Source organism: Haladaptatus pallidirubidus (genome assembly GCF_020700235.1).
Taxonomy (GTDB): Archaea; Halobacteriota; Halobacteria; order Halobacteriales; family Haladaptataceae; genus Haladaptatus; species Haladaptatus pallidirubidus.
This window is the reverse complement of record NZ_CP085305.1, coordinates 355,553-371,808: the sequence shown is the minus strand read 5'-3', so window position 1 is coordinate 371,808 and position 16,256 is coordinate 355,553. Positions and strand designations below refer to the sequence as shown.

General features: G+C 56.8%; 12 protein-coding genes and 1 pseudogene. 4 read left to right on the top strand and 9 right to left on the bottom strand.

From position 1 onward, the window contains the following. Together LIX15_RS28635 and LIX15_RS28630 are read left to right on the top strand one after the other, a co-directional pair. Nucleotides 1-489, top strand: a complete 489-nt coding sequence (locus LIX15_RS28635; protein ID WP_227778204.1) for a hypothetical protein — start codon at nt 1-3, stop codon at nt 487-489. Between the two features lie 1,053 nt (nt 490-1,542). Next, nucleotides 1,543-1,899, top strand: a complete 357-nt coding sequence (locus LIX15_RS28630) for a hypothetical protein (protein ID WP_227778203.1) — start codon at nt 1,543-1,545, stop codon at nt 1,897-1,899. A 308-nt stretch (nt 1,900-2,207) separates the two neighbouring features. Here LIX15_RS28630 and LIX15_RS28625 read toward each other — a convergent pair whose 3' ends face one another. Further along, nucleotides 2,208-3,572, bottom strand: coding sequence for a nickel pincer cofactor-dependent isomerase, group 22 (locus LIX15_RS28625; protein WP_227778202.1), 1,365 nt, complete (start codon nt 3,570-3,572; stop codon nt 2,208-2,210). Nucleotides 3,573-3,775: 203 nt separating this feature from the next. Between LIX15_RS28625 and LIX15_RS28620 the strand changes: the two genes are divergently transcribed. Then, nucleotides 3,776-4,618 (top strand): fumarylacetoacetate hydrolase family protein, encoded by an 843-nt coding sequence (locus tag LIX15_RS28620; RefSeq protein ID WP_227778201.1) that lies wholly within the window; start codon nt 3,776-3,778, stop codon nt 4,616-4,618. Nucleotides 4,619-5,382: 764 nt separating this feature from the next. Here LIX15_RS28620 and LIX15_RS28615 read toward each other — a convergent pair. Then, nucleotides 5,383-5,701, bottom strand: a pseudogene (locus tag LIX15_RS28615) (ATP-binding protein); the annotation flags it as partial. 1,083 nt (nt 5,702-6,784) lie between these two features. Here LIX15_RS28615 and LIX15_RS28610 point away from each other — a divergent pair. Further along, nucleotides 6,785-7,732 (top strand): family 43 glycosylhydrolase, encoded by a 948-nt coding sequence (locus LIX15_RS28610; RefSeq protein ID WP_227778536.1) that lies wholly within the window; start codon nt 6,785-6,787, stop codon nt 7,730-7,732. 29 nt (nt 7,733-7,761) lie between these two features. Here the strand turns inward: LIX15_RS28610 and LIX15_RS28605 are convergent, their stop codons facing one another. Genes LIX15_RS28605 through LIX15_RS28575 form a run of 7 tightly spaced genes read right to left on the bottom strand, consistent with a single transcriptional unit; the run spans nt 7,762 to nt 16,217 of the window. Then, the gene (locus tag LIX15_RS28605; RefSeq protein WP_227778200.1) at nt 7,762-8,562 is read right to left on the bottom strand and encodes an SDR family NAD(P)-dependent oxidoreductase; all 801 of its coding nucleotides are present in this window, start codon (nt 8,560-8,562) and stop codon (nt 7,762-7,764) included. A 2-nt stretch (nt 8,563-8,564) separates the two neighbouring features. After that, nucleotides 8,565-9,716 carry a galactonate dehydratase gene (gene dgoD / locus LIX15_RS28600; protein WP_227778199.1) on the bottom strand — a complete coding sequence of 384 codons (1,152 nt, stop codon included), beginning with the start codon at nt 9,714-9,716 and terminating at the stop codon, nt 8,565-8,567. Continuing rightward, on the bottom strand, nt 9,713-12,427 hold the full coding sequence (locus LIX15_RS28595) for a glycoside hydrolase family 2 protein (RefSeq protein WP_227778198.1): 2,715 nt from the start codon (nt 12,425-12,427) through the stop codon (nt 9,713-9,715). The genes dgoD and LIX15_RS28595 overlap by 4 nt, the downstream gene beginning before the upstream one ends. A 9-nt stretch (nt 12,428-12,436) precedes the next feature. Further along, nucleotides 12,437-13,111: a hypothetical protein gene (locus tag LIX15_RS28590; RefSeq protein ID WP_227778197.1), complete on the bottom strand. Its 675-nt coding sequence runs from the start codon at nt 13,109-13,111 to the stop codon at nt 12,437-12,439. Continuing rightward, nucleotides 13,108-13,965 carry a carbohydrate ABC transporter permease gene (locus LIX15_RS28585; protein WP_227778196.1) on the bottom strand — a complete coding sequence of 286 codons (858 nt, stop codon included), beginning with the start codon at nt 13,963-13,965 and terminating at the stop codon, nt 13,108-13,110. The genes LIX15_RS28590 and LIX15_RS28585 overlap by 4 nt, the downstream gene beginning before the upstream one ends. After that, nucleotides 13,962-14,888, bottom strand: coding sequence for a carbohydrate ABC transporter permease (locus LIX15_RS28580; protein WP_227778195.1), 927 nt, complete (start codon nt 14,886-14,888; stop codon nt 13,962-13,964). Before LIX15_RS28580 ends, LIX15_RS28585 begins: the two co-directional genes overlap by 4 nt. Nucleotides 14,889-14,891: 3 nt before the next feature. Continuing rightward, nucleotides 14,892-16,217: an ABC transporter substrate-binding protein gene (locus tag LIX15_RS28575; protein WP_227778194.1), complete on the bottom strand. Its 1,326-nt coding sequence runs from the start codon at nt 16,215-16,217 to the stop codon at nt 14,892-14,894. Nucleotides 16,218-16,256 lie beyond the last annotated feature (39 nt).

Genomic DNA, 16,256 nt, shown 5'->3' with positions numbered 1-16,256 from the left:
GTGGCTCGTGACCGGGATGCCAACGTAAGTATCCGAGCCGAGATCGACGCTCGAGGCATCGAGCTGCGCGATCCGCGTCCAGCCGCTCCCGTCTGTGGATCCGTATGCTTCGACCGCATCGCCGCTCCGCCGCAGTCGCAGCCAGTCGGCCTGGACGCTGCCGCCGTCGATCTCGCTCTCGTCCTCTCCGCCCGACGTCGTGCTGAGCGTCTCCGCCCCGCCCTCCGGTCGCCACTGCAGCGAGGCCTCCCCGTCGGGCGTCCGGCGGAGCATTACGTTCTTCGCATCGGCGTCCAGCGTCTCTCGGACCATGAGTCCAGTCTTCGCGAAGGCATCGGTGCGTTCGAGTTCCGTGTTGCGCACCGTCACGTCGAAGTCGCCCGACAGCGACTCGTAGTAGAAGTGGAACGCGTCTACCTGGTTCCAGATGTCCGCGCCGCCGCCCTCGATAGTGATGATAGTTGCCGCCGCAGCCGATCCGCTCGATAGCGTCATCGCTGTGGCACCGATACTGCCGGCTCCAATCAAACGGAGAAACGTTCTCCTGTTTTCTGGCATTGCTTAAACACCGACTATTTCATAATAGTATTGTGCGATAAACTTTATCATAAGACAGATTTCATTTTCACAAGGTCGGTGCGGGTAGATGTCGGCTAGAAAACAGAACCTGTTCTCCTAGTCGGACAGAAATAATGAAGGGCAGCCGAAAAACCGTCGATGATGGAGGAAAACACCGTTGTTACTCATTCGTGTAAAACTACACACGACTACGTACACGGCCAATCTGATCGAAGAAGTAACCGCTATCCCGAACACTCGTCGGTCAAGTGCTGTCGAACACGATGAAGAGTAATGTGCTCCAACAAGAGATTGGCTACCAACCCGAGTAAATTCAAGCGGTGGGGTTCGGTAGCACTGGATACCGAGTGAAGACGTAGTGGTGTCTGTGGATCCGGATCGCGGTACCAAACAACGAGTACTGTTCCCTCAGGGGGAACACTGGAGTTCAGTTTTTTATCAATATTATTATATCTTTTGCTGTGTTGCTTTTGACGGGTAAGTTTCTACCCTTCGGAGCGTTCGTTTCCGCTCCGATAAGCGAGTTGCTGTTCCCTAAAGCCGAACGAAAATTCATTAAAAGCCCATTACAGAGTTAGTATTGTAATAGAAAAGGGGTTCCTCTACCTAACGCCCGCTGAACACCGAAACACTCGGTTTATCGGATCAAGGATTCACTGTATCTCGAAGAGCGCATTTCGTACCACTATTTCGTCGCCGGTAGTCGGTGGGTGATAAACGAATCAATCCCGGTGATCTGCACGTTCAACACCAAATCTGTTCCCGGCTCGGGAACGTCCTTTTCAAATATGATAATGGCGAATCGCTATGTGCCCACCCGCGGATCGTAAAACGGCACTCGAAGGAAAGTCAAAGTTTGCTTCAATCGCTTCCTCCTCTGTTTGGCCCCGAGAGATCGGTGTTTAGATGAAACGCCGGTTCAAACCCCAATGGATTAAGTCGACTGACCGAGGAAGTCGTCGTATGCAGCGGTATCAAACGAACGTACGGAACGACACGCTCTACATCGAGACTGACGGTGATCGGTTGGAAATCGGTTCACTGGACGACATCTGTGAACTCGTGGGCGGTGAGACGTACAGTATCGAATATGGCCAGCGACAGCGAGCGATGGACTGGGTCGACACAGACGATGATGGGGAGTTTACGTTCGATGTTCGTGAAGTGTTACGCGATATGAGCTATGACGAGGAGTTCGTTACGAACGTCCGCCCGGTAGCTATCGACGAGACAGATGAGAACGGATATCCGCTCCGTACGTCGGTGTTCGCCGATCTGATGATGCGTATTTGGGACTCGAAGGGAAACCTCGAAGGGTAGTTACGGAACCGAGTATGAACGATATGAGGCGGCGAAAAGAATACTACCGAATCGACGTTGATACATGATCGCCAAAGCGGATGTTGTCGATACCAATTCAAAACCGACTGAATCATTTCAAGACGTCAACCCGTTCGCCGCAGTCTCCGAATCCGGAGGCCGCATCGAGAACGCGGAGTAACTGTAATGGCGTCGTCCATAGTCGCGATACGTGGACGGTCTCTACTCATCAAGGACAGCTTCGAAGAAGAACAGTCTCTACGCTACAACGCGACAAAGAGCATAAGATGACCGATGACGGATTCGTCCTACCGTGAATCGTCACCGGCGGACGTTTCATGCGGGGATGGGGCTGCAAACGCCCCTGATTCGAATTCGATCGGTGATGGTTCCGCAACGACACGGAGGTCGTTACGGGTTCGAGCCTCCTCGATCAAGGCCGTCGAAGCGTAGAGGCGATGGAGACGCATAGTGTCGGTTGCACGAAGGACACGGACGGTCTCCGGATCGACGATGCCGATCGTCGACAACGCAGCGATGAGACCAGCGCGGTCGGTTTCGACGGCCGGTGGGAGGCGGACGCCTCGGGTGGTGCTTGCCGTCAACGCATTAATCACCGTCGTTGGCATGTCTATTTCCGTAAGAAGGTTTTCGTGTACGAAGTCGGCCGATCCCATCCCCATAGCATTACCGTGAGTGGTTTCGGTGAGCGATCGCGTGAATATCCGCTTTATTTCGGGCGTCTCCGGTTCTGGTTCTTGAATCGCGAAGGGACGGCGACCGATAACGTTCGTGTCCATTCCTTGGCCGCTGATATCCTTTCCCTGTTGATCCAGGATCAGGATATCGGTTTCACGGAACGGGATTTTCGGCATGATGTCGTACGCCGTCTCGAGGAGCTCTTCCTCGCGGTTGAGGAACCCCTTCGGGGGTATTCCCTCGATTCGAGTTGTGTCGTCGTGCTGGTTCTCTAGGATCGCGACACCGCCGACGACTGGCAGTTTGGAGAGAAGTTGGGAGGTTATCTCAGGAATCATATCCCGCAACGACCAGTCTACGGCCCAATCGTGAGCGATTTTGGCCCCACGCTGTTTTCCCATTCCGATGACGAGCATTTTCGACACGCCGCTCTCGACCGCTCCGCTGAAATCAGTGTGCGGTTTGATCCGGTTTATCGGCACGATTGCATCGGCCTTCGCAGCATTGGTGTCGGCAACGACCGGCACGTTTCGCTCAGGAGTGCGACCGACTTCAGTTACATCCATACTCGAACGGATTTCACAGTCGATCGCGGATTCCGTCACACCGAGTTCAGCTAACATCTCGCGTTGACCCTCTGCAGTAGCACCACCATGGCTTCCCATCGCCGGAAACACGAAGGGTTCATAGCCGAGATCCGTCGCTTCCGCGACCACGCCTCTGACGATGCTGGGGAGGTTTGCGATACCGCGACTCCCGACGCCGAGTGCGATTTCACTACCAGTCGAAACGTCGTCTAAGGGGAGCGAACTAAATGCCAGGGCTGCTCGTGCGGCGATATCGTCCCGTGGGATGGGATTCGTCTCCCATATTTGCTCGATAATTCCCATTTTTGGTAGTGGTGTCTCGCTACAGGCTTCGACGATCGATTGTTCCGAGACAGCAAGCGAACTGCGCTTCTCGTTCGAATCCATATTATAATGCTGGAGAGGTACCCCATAAATATATCCCCACGCCGAAGGTAACCGGTAGATGTATATTTATTAATTAATCTATAATTATTGAGATATTTCATATCCGTTCACGTGAAATCCGCATCGCTGCTCGAAGACGGTGCGTTGCGGAGGGATTGCCCTCATCTCAAAATTTAAGTTCCCGTAAATAACATACACGGTTGATGCAATTCGTTCGATACAACAGTGATTCAACCCCCACTATCGGTGTCAAAGAGGGTACTCGAATACACTCCTTGGCCGATCTACCGGCGGGAGAACCTTCGTACGAGGATCTTACCAATCAACGGTACCTCGACCAGTTGCGAGACAAAGTCCAAAACGGCGCTCTTTCCCAGTGCGACGAGGAGGACGTGAACCTGCTTGCGCCAGTGCCCCGCCCGGGCAAGATCATTTGTGCCGGACTCAACTATCGAGACCACGCCCATGAGCAGGACGAGGAAATCCCCGAAAATCCGATTCTTTTCTCGAAGGCACCGACAACTGTTACAAATCCGTCCAGTCCGATCGTCCATCCCGACGGTGAAAAAGTCGATTACGAGGTCGAACTTGCCGTCGTCATCGGTCGCACCGCCAAAGACCTCAACCAAGATGAAGTCGATGACTACGTCGCTGGGTATACTATTCTCAACGATGTTAGCGGTCGCGATGCGCAGTTCTCGGACGGACAGTTCTTCCGAGGGAAGAGCTACGACACGTTTTCACCGATGGGGCCAACGTTAGTTGCCGGCAATGAATATAACCCGAATGCCGTCGACGTTGCGTTGCGTGTCGATGACGAAATGAAACAGTCTTCGAATACCAGCCAATTCATCTTCGACGTGCCAGAGTTGGTAACGTACATCAGTCAGAATATGACACTTCGGTCGGGCGATATCATCTCGACCGGAACGCCGGGAGGCGTCGGTATCTTCCGTGACCCCGTGGATCTGCTCAAACCAGGGCAAACGTGCGAAGCCGAAATCGAGGGAATCGGTACGCTCACAAATCCCGTTGTCGAAGAGTGAGCCGATCCCCTCATTTGCACACGTAGTCGCGCGGTACGCAGACGATTTCAACCGTCATCCATACTACTCATCATTTGTTGAGCCAGTTGAATAGGTACGACGCGTAACCATTGAATCCGAAGATAATTCCACGTATAATTGTCTATATTCTAATTTTTCGGATGTATTCGGGGGACGTTCTTCCCGACGTCACATATTTTCGTTTGCAAGCGGGGAACTCAAACGCGTCCGATAACGGTTGACGTCACGTCACTTTTCGATTTTAGCTTTGTTCTTACGTATGGAACCATTTTAGCGGCTAGTTGGCGAGTCAGTAACCGATCAGACGTTCCTCTCTCGCGAACGAGCCGAGCCTATGTCTCTCAAGGGGATTACCCGGTGTGCTTCGGGGATTCTCTTGGTTAACATTCAACGCAGACCTATCCTTGTTTGTGGTGCGCGGAAGGCCATCGACCACGTCAGATACTGTTACTAACACCACAACGTCCTGGTTCGGGAGACAGGAATTATGCATTCACCACGTACGCACCATAATTTGTGTTCGTTATTATAAATGAAGAGATGTTCATCCACGCTGGTCGAACAACGTAGTGGGATTCTACAATCGAGTACAACAATACCGATAGAAAAATAGTTAGATCTCGGTCACTCGCTCGTACGATTCATCGTGTGCGGCCGCGTCCTCGGGTTAGCAGTGCGGTGACTAAGTAGCCAACATACTCGTTAAAGTACTCGAAGAGCGTCACAATCCGATTCGAATCGATCGCCTCCAACGAGTCGAGGAAAAGCGCGAAGAGGTCGGCGAGTTCTGCGTCGTTGAGATACGGATCACCTTTCGTCATAATCGACCCGTCGGTACGTGTGAGCAATCGTGTGTACGTAGTATCGTCAATCGTAAGTTCGACGCTGCCTTCCTCCGCATCGTCTTTGAGGGTCGCTTGGTCGCTACCGAGTGTTGGCATGATTGCTTGCAGGAAGGAAGTGCGATTCGTTACATTTCGACCGGTAAGCACTGTAACGCCGGGGGGAGAAGCTAACGTTTGTTTAGTCAATCCCGCCGATGTTAGTTGTGCTTAGCTTAATCTGATGCTGGCCTGCCAAGTAGTCTCCAAATCACTGTTGTGTTGAACCGACCTATAAGTGAGTTTCCTTCCGACGTATATCATTACATTCCTATTTCTGTAAAGAAGCTGCTACCCGACTAATTATAGTAATCTATTGTTGGCATCCGTATAGCACTATGAGGTATAAAGGGAAAACGGTACGGAACCTATTCACGCATTCCTCGGGGACAGTTCGGGACTGTATATTAACCAGTGGGGCGGCGGCGAGTCGCCTGAGGACGTTGCCGTTTCTGGCTGTTGCATGGCCGACGCTGGCTATTTAGCGACGGAAGTGAATGCGACTCGTGAAAATAGATAGCTCAAGTGTTACCCTGCCGAGAATTTGGCGGATTCTCTTGGAAAGATCTCTACGAATACCACTCTACTAATGCGCGTGACATCAGTCTCGGTTTCGACTCAGTGAAGTTATAAAATTACAATACTGTGCAATTCTAACAGACTCTCACGAATATATGAGTCGTGGTCTCTCAAATGCTACAGAGCGTTCGATACTCGGCGACAACGGGTGTTTCGTCAAGAGTATATATGAGAGTTTGGACACATCTAACCTTCGTACCCTAAAACATATTTGGTAGAACAAGTCAAGTCTTCGGGAGCGTTACGTCGAAGAGTTCTCAAACAAGTAGATCTGAAAATACGTTTCAATCGCAATATGATTTTTGGTGCATTTAACCTCGGTTGTGCAGAGAATATGAAATACCGCGACCGCAGATTCGACGAGTTCCAAGCGTTCACGTCGTTGCTCATCTACCACACGCCACAGGGACAATCCCGAATGGAGAATTTTTTCGACGAGAGCTACATACCGCACGGTGACCGCACCTCCGAATCGTCAAGTAACACCCGAAGACGCCGTCAAAGGGGGAATTCGATGACGTCCACGGTGTAGTCGCGCTTACCCTAGTATGTGACTATTTTTTCACCAAAGAACAAACCTAAATATCAGCACTTCGTGGTATTTGCCACCGTGAAGCGACGTCAGCTCCTGTGAAGTTTGGGAAGCGGCTCGTTCGTCAGCATCGCAGCATGTTCGATTTAGACGATAAAATCATCTTCCACCGAAACGTTCGAAAATCCGGTTTTTGAGCCGATATTCGCCGACCCGACGGCCGTCAGAACTGACGACGGAACCTACTACGCCTACGCGACGGAAGACGACTGGCACGACGGAAACGGCACACAACTCGTTCCGATCGTCAAATCCACCGACTTCGTGAACTGGGAGTGCGTCGGAGAGGCGTTTGAGAAGCGACCCGAGTGGAAGGAGTACGGCAACATCTGGGCACCGGACATCTCGAAGTACCGCGGAACGTACTACCTCTACTACTCCGTCTCTACGTGGGGCGGTTCCAACCCCGGTATCGGTCTGGCCACCGCCGACTCGCCCGAGGGGCCTTTCGAAGACAGAGGGAAGCTATTCACGTTGGACGAAATCGGCGTTGAAAACTCCATTGACCCGTTTTTCTACCGCGACGGCGACACCCCCTATCTTTTCTGGGGAAGCTTTCACGGTATCTACGGCGTCGAACTAACGGAGGCTGGATTCGACGTCGCCGGGGAACCGTTCCAAATCGCGGGCGATGCGTTCGAAGCCGCTCACATCTTGCGACGCGACGGCGCGTATTACTTCTTTGGCTCCAGCGGAAGCTGTTGTGAGGGGATGGAATCGACCTACCGCATCACGGTCGGTCGTGCCGACTCGTTAAACGGACCCTACACCGACGGAGAGGGGAACCACCTGCTGAACCAGCAGGGTCGGCTCGTCGTCGGCGGAACAGAGCAGTTTGTCGCCCCCGGCCACAACACCGTCGTCACGGACGATACGGGCGACGACTGGCTACTCTATCACGCCTACGAGGATCCGAACTATTACCACGAAGGCATACTTCGGCGCGCACTCATGACTGATAAGCTCGTCTGGTCGGACGACTTTCTGCACGTCTCGGAGCGAAACCCGTCGAAAGAAGTTCCCGTCCCGACCGTCGAGTGAGCGATTCCGTTGCGAACCGCGGACGATGATTATTCGTCCCGTCGTGCTCGATAATCCGGAAGCGCGTCGTCCTGCATCACGGCGGTTCGACCGCCGTCGGCGAGGAGGCTCGCGCCGGTGACGAACGCGGCATCGTCGCTGGCGAGAAACGCGACGACGCCCGCAATGTCCGCAGGCGTACCGAGGCGACCGATCGGATGAATGGCTTCCAACTCGCGGCGACGCTCCGGGGACATGTTGTCGGTGGTTCGGTCGATGGCGACCCAACCGGGGTTGACCGTGTTGACACGAACCTGCGGCCCGAAGTCGAGCGCCATCCCGCGGGTCATCCCGTTGATACCCGCCTTCACCGCGTTGTACGGGAAGATTTCAGGCGTCGTCTGGAACGCGTGGTTCGAAGAGACGTTGACGATAGCCCCGCGATCCATGTACGGGAGTGCGTGCTTCGCACAGAGCCAGTACGAGCGAAAGTCGGTTTCGAGGACAAACGCCCAGTCATCGAGGGATGCGTCGGCTGCGCTCGTCTCCGTCTGTACCCCGGCGTTGTTCACGAGGACGTCCACGCCGCCGAACGTGTCGTTCGTCGCTTCGAACAGAGCGGCGATGTCGTCGGGGTCGCGCATATCCGCACGGACGAACTCTGCGATGCCGCCGTCGTCACGGATTTCGGCAACGACGCGCTCGCCGGCGGAATGAGTTCGCCCCGTGACGACGACGTTCGCGCCTTCCGCGGCGAATCGCCGCGCGACGCCGTCTCCGATGCCGCGCGTGGAGCCGGTGACGACGACGGTTTCGTGGTCGAATCGGCCGGAAACTGGCGTCTCGGGCATCGTCACCACTCCGCGACGGAGCCGTCGTCTCGGTGCCAGACGGGGTTGTGCCAGTCGACTTCGTGCTCTGCCCGCTCGTATACCGTCCCCTCGTCTATACTGATACCGAGACCTGGGTTCGTCGGTAAATCGATATACCCTTCGTGATAGTCGAACACGTCGGGGTCGGCGAGATAGTCCAGTACGTCGCTGGTTTCGTTGTAGTGGATGTCGAGACTCTGCTCCTGAATGAGCGTATTCGGCGAACACGCATCGACTTGCACACACGAAGCGAGCGCGATCGGCCCGAGCGGGCAGTGCGGCGCGACCGCCACATCGTAGGCTTCGGCCATGGCCGCGATCTTCTTTACTTCGGTAATACCGCCCGCGTGGCTCAAATCGGGTTGGATGATGTCGACGGTACCATCTTCGAACACCTCCTTGAAATCCCACCGCGAATACATCCGTTCGCCCGTTGCAATAGGAGTCGTCGTGTGCTGCGCTATCTCGCCGAGCGCATCGTTGTGTTCGGGGAGAACCGGCTCTTCGATGAAGAACGGATCGTACGGTTCGAGTGCATCGACCAACCGTTTAGCCATCGGCTTCGGAACGCGGCCGTGGAAATCGACGCCGATATCGACGTCGTCTCCGACGGCATCGCGAACCTGCGCGAGTCGTTCGACGGCGTCTTCGACTGCCGCCGGCGTGTCGACCAGCCGCATCTCCGACGTCGCGTTCATCTTCAGCGCGGTGAATCCGGCGTTAACTTTTTCCGCGGCCGCTTGGCCTACGTCGGCCGGACGATCGCCGCCGATCCACTGATAGACGCGAATTCGGTTCCGCGCCTTTCCGCCGAGCAGTTCGTACACCGGCGCATTGTAGTGTTTTCCTTTGATGTCCCAGAGCGCCTGGTCGATGCCGGCGATTGCGCTCATGAGGATCGGCCCGCCGCGGTAGAAACCGCCGCGGTACATCGTCTGCCAGTGGTTCTCGATGGGCAGCGGATCTTCGCCCATCAGGTAGTTGTCCATCAGTTCCTCGGTGGCGGCACGAACCGTCTTCGCGCGCCCTTCGACGACCGGTTCGCCCCAGCCAACGGTGCCGTCGCTCGTGGTGACTTTCAAAAAAAGCCACCGCGGCGGTACTTCGAACAGTTCGTATTCAACGATTCTCATTCGCTTGTAACCCTCGCGATGATGTTACTCATAAGTATCGTTGCCGTCGGATGTTTCCCGTAAACATCAGTGATTCTAAACGTGCATGCCGTGATGGTTCCAGCGCCGAATGGGCGCGTCATGAGCGGACTTCCCTCGTTGACGAGCCATCCCTCGACGTAGCCGACGTGGGCGTCGTCGGATTCTGCGACATCCGCGACCGCGTACGGGTAGAGGTCGTCGAACGCCCATCCCAGTCGCCGGTCGGTGACGACGTCGGCCACCAATTCCGAGTCGCTGTAAAACAGCGAGGAGACGAGATTCCAGCTCTCGGTGGCGGGGAGTTCGCGGAACTCGAAGGGACTCTCGTCCGACATCGTGCCGTCCGAACCGGGGACGAGGATAACAGCCCCTCCGTCTTCGGCGAACGCGCGAACGGAATCGTCCATCTCCGTTACGATGGCGATGTCTATGTCCGCGTTAAATTCGTGCTGCGTAGCGATGCCGTTGGCCGCCGCCGCTACGTGGGGGCTTATCGCCCCGCGCACGAGCGCCGTTACATCGTCATTCGCGCTCGATGTATCCTCGACGGTCCAAAGCCGTTCGGCGGCCGTGACCGTTCCGAACGAGGTTTCGAGTGTCGCGGTCACTTCGTCCGAAGAGACGCCAGTCGTGTCGGCTGTGTTCACGATGAAGGCGTCAGTGACGCGCTCGATACTTCCCCCGTCGGCATCGATTTCGACCGTTCCGGCGTCGTCGAACGCCTCCCAGGAGACGTCGGCTTCCACCGAGTCGGCGGTGTCGTTGACGACAACGACATCGACGGGTATTTCGTTGCCGCGCCAAGCGGTTCGCGCGTGCGGTTCGAGTCGGAGCATCACGGGGGCGTTCACCGATGCGAACTCGTCGCAGAACGTCTTCTCCTCGCGGTAGTAGTCGAGGAGTCCGTTGAACTCCCACTCGATGTCGGAAAATTCAGTGATGACGTATCCCGCGATATCCTCCCGGGTGCGCATCTGTCCAATAACGTCCGCTATCGAGACGAACTCTCGCTCCTGCCACGCGTTCGCGAGATCCTCGTAGCCGTCGAACACCGACGAAAGTTGTGATTCCTCGAACCGCTCGTCCACGCCGGCTGGGCGTTTGATTGGGTCGTCGAAGAAGTCGTGGTCGAACCACGACGGCTCTCCGCCGTACCGGTCGCGAAACTCGTCCACGTCGAAGAGACCCCACGTACCGAACTCCGAGACGACGATTGGAGACTCGTCGGGGTCAGTTTCCTTGGCTCCGTAGTTGTCCGCGGGGTGTGCGATGATGTGGTCGAGGTCGTCCGCCCACGCGTCGGCGCGGTCGGGGCTGACGAAGTAGCGGTGGTAATCGTTGATATCCGTGGCGACGTGCGCCCAACCGGAGTTGTCACAGAGGGGGCGCGTCGAGTCCCATTCGCGGACGGTTTCGTACAGTTCTGCGAGGTACTGTTGTTTTTCCTCGTCAGTCCACAGTGACTCTTCGCCCTCCTCGTAGTGACCGCCGATTCCCCATTCTTCGTTGTAGATGCTCCACACGACGACGCTCGGGGAGTTGTAGTCGCGCTCGATAAGCCCCTTCAGTTGGTCGCGAACTTCGCGTTTCGAGCGCTCGGTGTAAACCGACGGATTCGCCGGTTCCTCCCAGACGAGAATGCCGAATCGGTCGGCCGCTTCGACGAAATCCGGGTGGGCGGGCTTGATGTGCTTTCGGAGCATGTTGAACCCGAGCTTTTTCGCGATTCGAATTTCGCGCTCGAAGAGATCGTCCTCGAAAGGACGATACAACGTCTCGGGGTAGTATCCCTGGTCGAGCGCGCCGCGGAGCCGCAGCGGTTCGCCGTTGAGGAGGAATCTCTCTTCGGTCACCTCGAAGGTTCGCATGCCGAAATAATCCTCGTAGCGGTCGATACTCTCACCATCCGCGCTGAGGAAAACCGCGAGGTCGTAGAGGTCCGGCGACTCCGGCGTCCAGTAGTTCGGGTTCTCGATGTCGAGTTCAACCGTCGTCGTGTCCTCATCGTCGAGTTCTGCCGCCGCCTCCGCGACCACTTCACCGTCGAATGTGGCGGTGACGACGGCCGTCAAGTCACGTGATTCGCCCGCCATCTCGAACGCCAGTTCGACTTCCGCCGTGTCCGCGTCGAGGTTCGGGGTAACGCGCGCGTTCGTCGTCCGCGTCGCCGGATGCGTTTGCAGTTCGACGTCCCCCCAGATACCGCTCACTCGCGTGTACCACGGCTTTCCTTGTTTGCCGTGGGGGATTTCCTCGATGTCGTCCCGATCTTCGACTCGAACGACCATCGTGTTCTCGCCCGTCTGCGACTCATCCGTGACGTCGAACTCGAACGGGAGGTATCCGTCACAGTGGCGTCCGACCTCCTCACCGTTTACCCAGACGGTCGCCTCGTAATCGACGGCCGCGAAGGAGAGTGCGACGCGCTCGTCGGCGTCGGTCTCCGGAACCTCGATTCGTCGGCGATACCACGCCACCCCCGTGTAGTCGAGGTACTCGTCGCGCTCCTGCCACGCGTGAGGGACGTCGACCGGCGTCTGCTCCGGCCAGTCGGCGTCGGTGGCGAACCAGTCGCCGTCCAGACCCTCATCGTCCGGGTCGAGTGCGAATTCCCACGTGCCGTTCAGCGACCATTCGGTTCGATACGATTCTGCGGTAGACTGCGTTCGTATTGTTTCTATCTCGTTCATACGTTGTGTTTATATCTCAGTCAGAAAGCGATTCGGGTGATGGATTCGGTCTGTCGTTTCGCGGTCGTTCTCGTTGTCTTCTCGCCCATCGTCGAAGAGGTACAGGTGCAGCGAGAAGGCGAGCGCGGGGAATAAGAGGGCGAATCCGACGGTGAGCGCGGCCGTCGACACGAACACGACGAACGTCAGCAGTCCGGTCGTGAGCGCGAGCGTCGGGTGCCCCGTAACCTGCGTGCGACCGAATCCGAGCGCCTCGAGCAGCGGCGTCCCGTCGGAGAGCGACACGAACGCCGGGACGAGCACGAGCACCGCATACAGGGTGGCGTAGGCGCAGACGACCGCGAGTGCGGCGCTCGCGGTCGTCCTCGATTCGAGGTAGGCGTTCGCGTACAACCCAGCGGCGAGAGCGAGAAGCAACGGAAGCATGCTAAGCAAGGTCGCGTGAATACCGTTCGTTCGTACCCGCTCGAGGACAACGGCGCGGTCGATACGCCCGGATTCGCGTAGCGACCGAATCGCCGCGTACGCGCCGAGCGTCGCGGGGGCGATGGTGACGAGCGGTATCGAGGCGACGAACCACGCGATGCTCACGCCAACGAGCGCGGTGATGTGGCGATAGACGAACCGACCCGTCTCGGAGAGGGCCGTTCGAAGTCGTTCGACGTCGGAGTTGTCGGTCGTCATCCCTTCGTCCCCTGTACCTGAATCGCGTTGATCAGGTAATCTTGCAACAGCAGGAACACGACGAACAGCGGCAGCGACGCGATGAGCGTCGCTGCCATCATCAGTCCCGGTTGGAACACCTGACTGCTCGACAGCGTTACCAATCCGATGGGGAGCGTGTACGACCCCTCGGATTGGAGGACGATGAGCGGCCAGAGGAACTGGTTCCAACTGCTGACGAAGGTGAACAGCGCCAGCGCCGTCAACGGCGATTTCATCATCGGCAGCATCAGCCGCGAGTAGATTTTGAACGTCGAGAAGCCGTCGAGACGCGCCGCCTCCTCCAGTTCATCGGGGAAATCCCGGAAGAACTGCACCAGCAGGAAGACGCCGAGCGGTCCCGCGGTCAGCGGGAGGATGACGCCCGCGTAGCTACTGATGAGTCCGAGGTCGGACACGAGGGTGTACAACGGCACGATGTTCACGTATGCCGGCACCATGAAGCTGGCGATGATGAGGCTCAGCACGACGTTTCGGCCGGGCCATTCGAGCCGCGTCAGCGAGAACGCGATGAGCGAGTCGAAGAGCAGTACCACGAGTGTCGTCACCCCGGCGATGAGGAACGTGTTTATCGTCCACTGGACGATGAGCGACTCCGAGAGGACGTACTGATACCACTGGAGCGTCGGCTCTGACGGAATCCAGTGGGGTACCCGCGAGAACATCTCCGACCGCGGTTTGAGCGACAGCGAAATCATCCACAAGTACGGAACGAGGAACAACGCCGCTGCTCCGTACAGGCCGACGTACAAACCGACCGTTCGAAGGGACGCGCCCTGGATTCGCTCCCGCAGACCGTTCGCTTGCGTGCTCATGCGGAATCACCCGCCAATTTGTAGTTCGCCATCGAGACGGCGATGAGTGCCACGAAGAGAAAGTATCCCACCGCGGCCGCGTAGCCGAACTCGTGTTGGTTGAACGCTGCCTTGTACAAGTACATCACGATGGTGTCCGTCGCGTTGCCCGGCCCGCCGCCGGTCATAATGAACACCTGTCCGAATATTTGGAACGAGGCGATGAACTGAACAACGGTTACGAACAGCAGCGCCGGTTTCATCTGCGGCAGTGTGATGTCTCTGAATGCACGCCATCCGTAGGCTCCGTCGAGTCGCGCCGCTTCGTACAGCCGTTCTGGAATCCCTTGCCGTGCCGACAGGAGGATGACGAAATTGAACCCGAGGGTCCACCAAATGGTTGCCAGCGCGACGGCGGGCATTCCGAACGTCGCCGAGTTCAGCCAGTTCGGCGGAGAGATACCTAACTGCCCGATGTAGTAGTTGAACACGCCGTAACTGGGAGCGTACAGCTCGATCCAGATGAGCGCGACAACGGCGACCGTCAACACGTAGGGACTGAAAAACACCATCCGAAGGAATCGGCGACCCTTCAGCTGTCGGTTGACGCCGAGTGCGAGCACTAGTCCGAGTACGACGAGCGGTGGCACGGTGAGTGCGACGAAGTATACCGTATTCCAGAGAGCGTTCCAGAACAGTGGGTCGTTCATCATGCGAACGTAGTTCTCGAAGAGGACGAACTCGGACTGCGAGGGGTAGATAGCGTTCCAATCGTGTAAACTCATGTACAACCCCTTCAATAGGGGGTACAGGAGGAAGACCGAAAACACCAGTAGGTACGGAAGCGCAAACAGCACGCCTTCAAGCGCTTCTCGATTTCGCATCGCGGTCGCATCCTCCTTTGCCGACCGAAACCGACTGAAGAGGCGGCTTGCGACAGACATTGGTCAGTTATTGTTCTTCAGCGCGTTGTTAACACCCTGAGCAGCCTGCTGGATTCCCTTCTGGGGCGAGATTTGCTGGCTGTATATCTGCGCGAGGTTGTCCGTTATCCGCTCCTGATACGTGTCGACGGTCGATGTCCGCGGGACGTACGCGAGCGCGTTGTTGTCAGCCATCTCGTAGAACGTCGAGAGCGTCTTGTTCCAGACGTTCGACTGGCGGAGGTCGTCGGATTCGAGGATAGACTGACTCGCCGGAAGGTGACCCGCGTCGGTACCCCAGATGTTGGTTTCCTGCGTTAGCCAGCGTGCGGCCTCCGCCGCGGCCTTCTGTTTCGCATCGCTGCGATTTGGATTCATCGGAATCGCGAGCGTGTGGCTGTCGGCCCACGTGTACTGTTGGTTCCCGTCCGGATAGACGAACGGTTTGAACATGCCGAACTCGAAATCTTGGTCGTTCGCGGGACCGTAGAACCATGTCCCGTTGGCGACCATCGCGAGGTCACCCGCGTAAAACGCCTTCTCCCAGCGGTTGTCGGACATTTCCGGTTTGTCCCATCCCCAATCGCCGGTGATGTTCGAGAAGTACTTCGCGACGGCGACACCCTTCTCGTTGTTGAACGCAGCCTCGGTCTTGTCGTCGTTGAGCAACTGACCGCCCGACTGGCGGAGGAACGCGAGATAGATACGAAGGAGTTCTCCGGGACCGTACGGCGTCGGACTGAACGCCTGTTTGTCCGTCTCGCTGGTGATGGTATTACAGGCTTTCGTAAAGGCCTTCGCGGACGTCGGCGGCTTTTCGGGGTCGAGTCCCGCCTCCTCGAAGATGGATTTGTTGTAGTAGATGCCGACGGGGTGCGTGTCGAGCGGAAGCGACAGTCGGTCGCCGTTTAACTGCACCTGTTTCCAAATGGAGTTGACGTATCCGTCCGCCGTCTCGTCGTTCACGAGGTCGCCCAGCGGCTGGAGCACGTCCTGGTAGACCGCTAACTGTGATGCGTGGACGACCGCTAAATCCGGCGCTTTTCCCCCGGTGAGCGCGGTATACAGTTTATCGTAATACTGATCCCACGGGAGACGCTGGCGGTTAATCGTGATGTCATCGTGGCTTTCGTTGAACTTGTTGACCATCTTTTCCATCGCTTTTCCGTCGCCACCGCCGAACAACGTCCAGTACTCGATGGTTTGTTTTCCGTTACTCCCGCCACCGTTGCCGCCTCCGAAACCTCCAAAGCCGCTACAACCGGCCAACCCGGTGATACCGGCCGCTCCGGCCGCAGCTATGAAGCTTCGCCTATCGATACGGGAGGTTCTGTTGTTACCGTCTAGCATTCCATACCTACAGATATAGGCGGACTACATAAATATTCC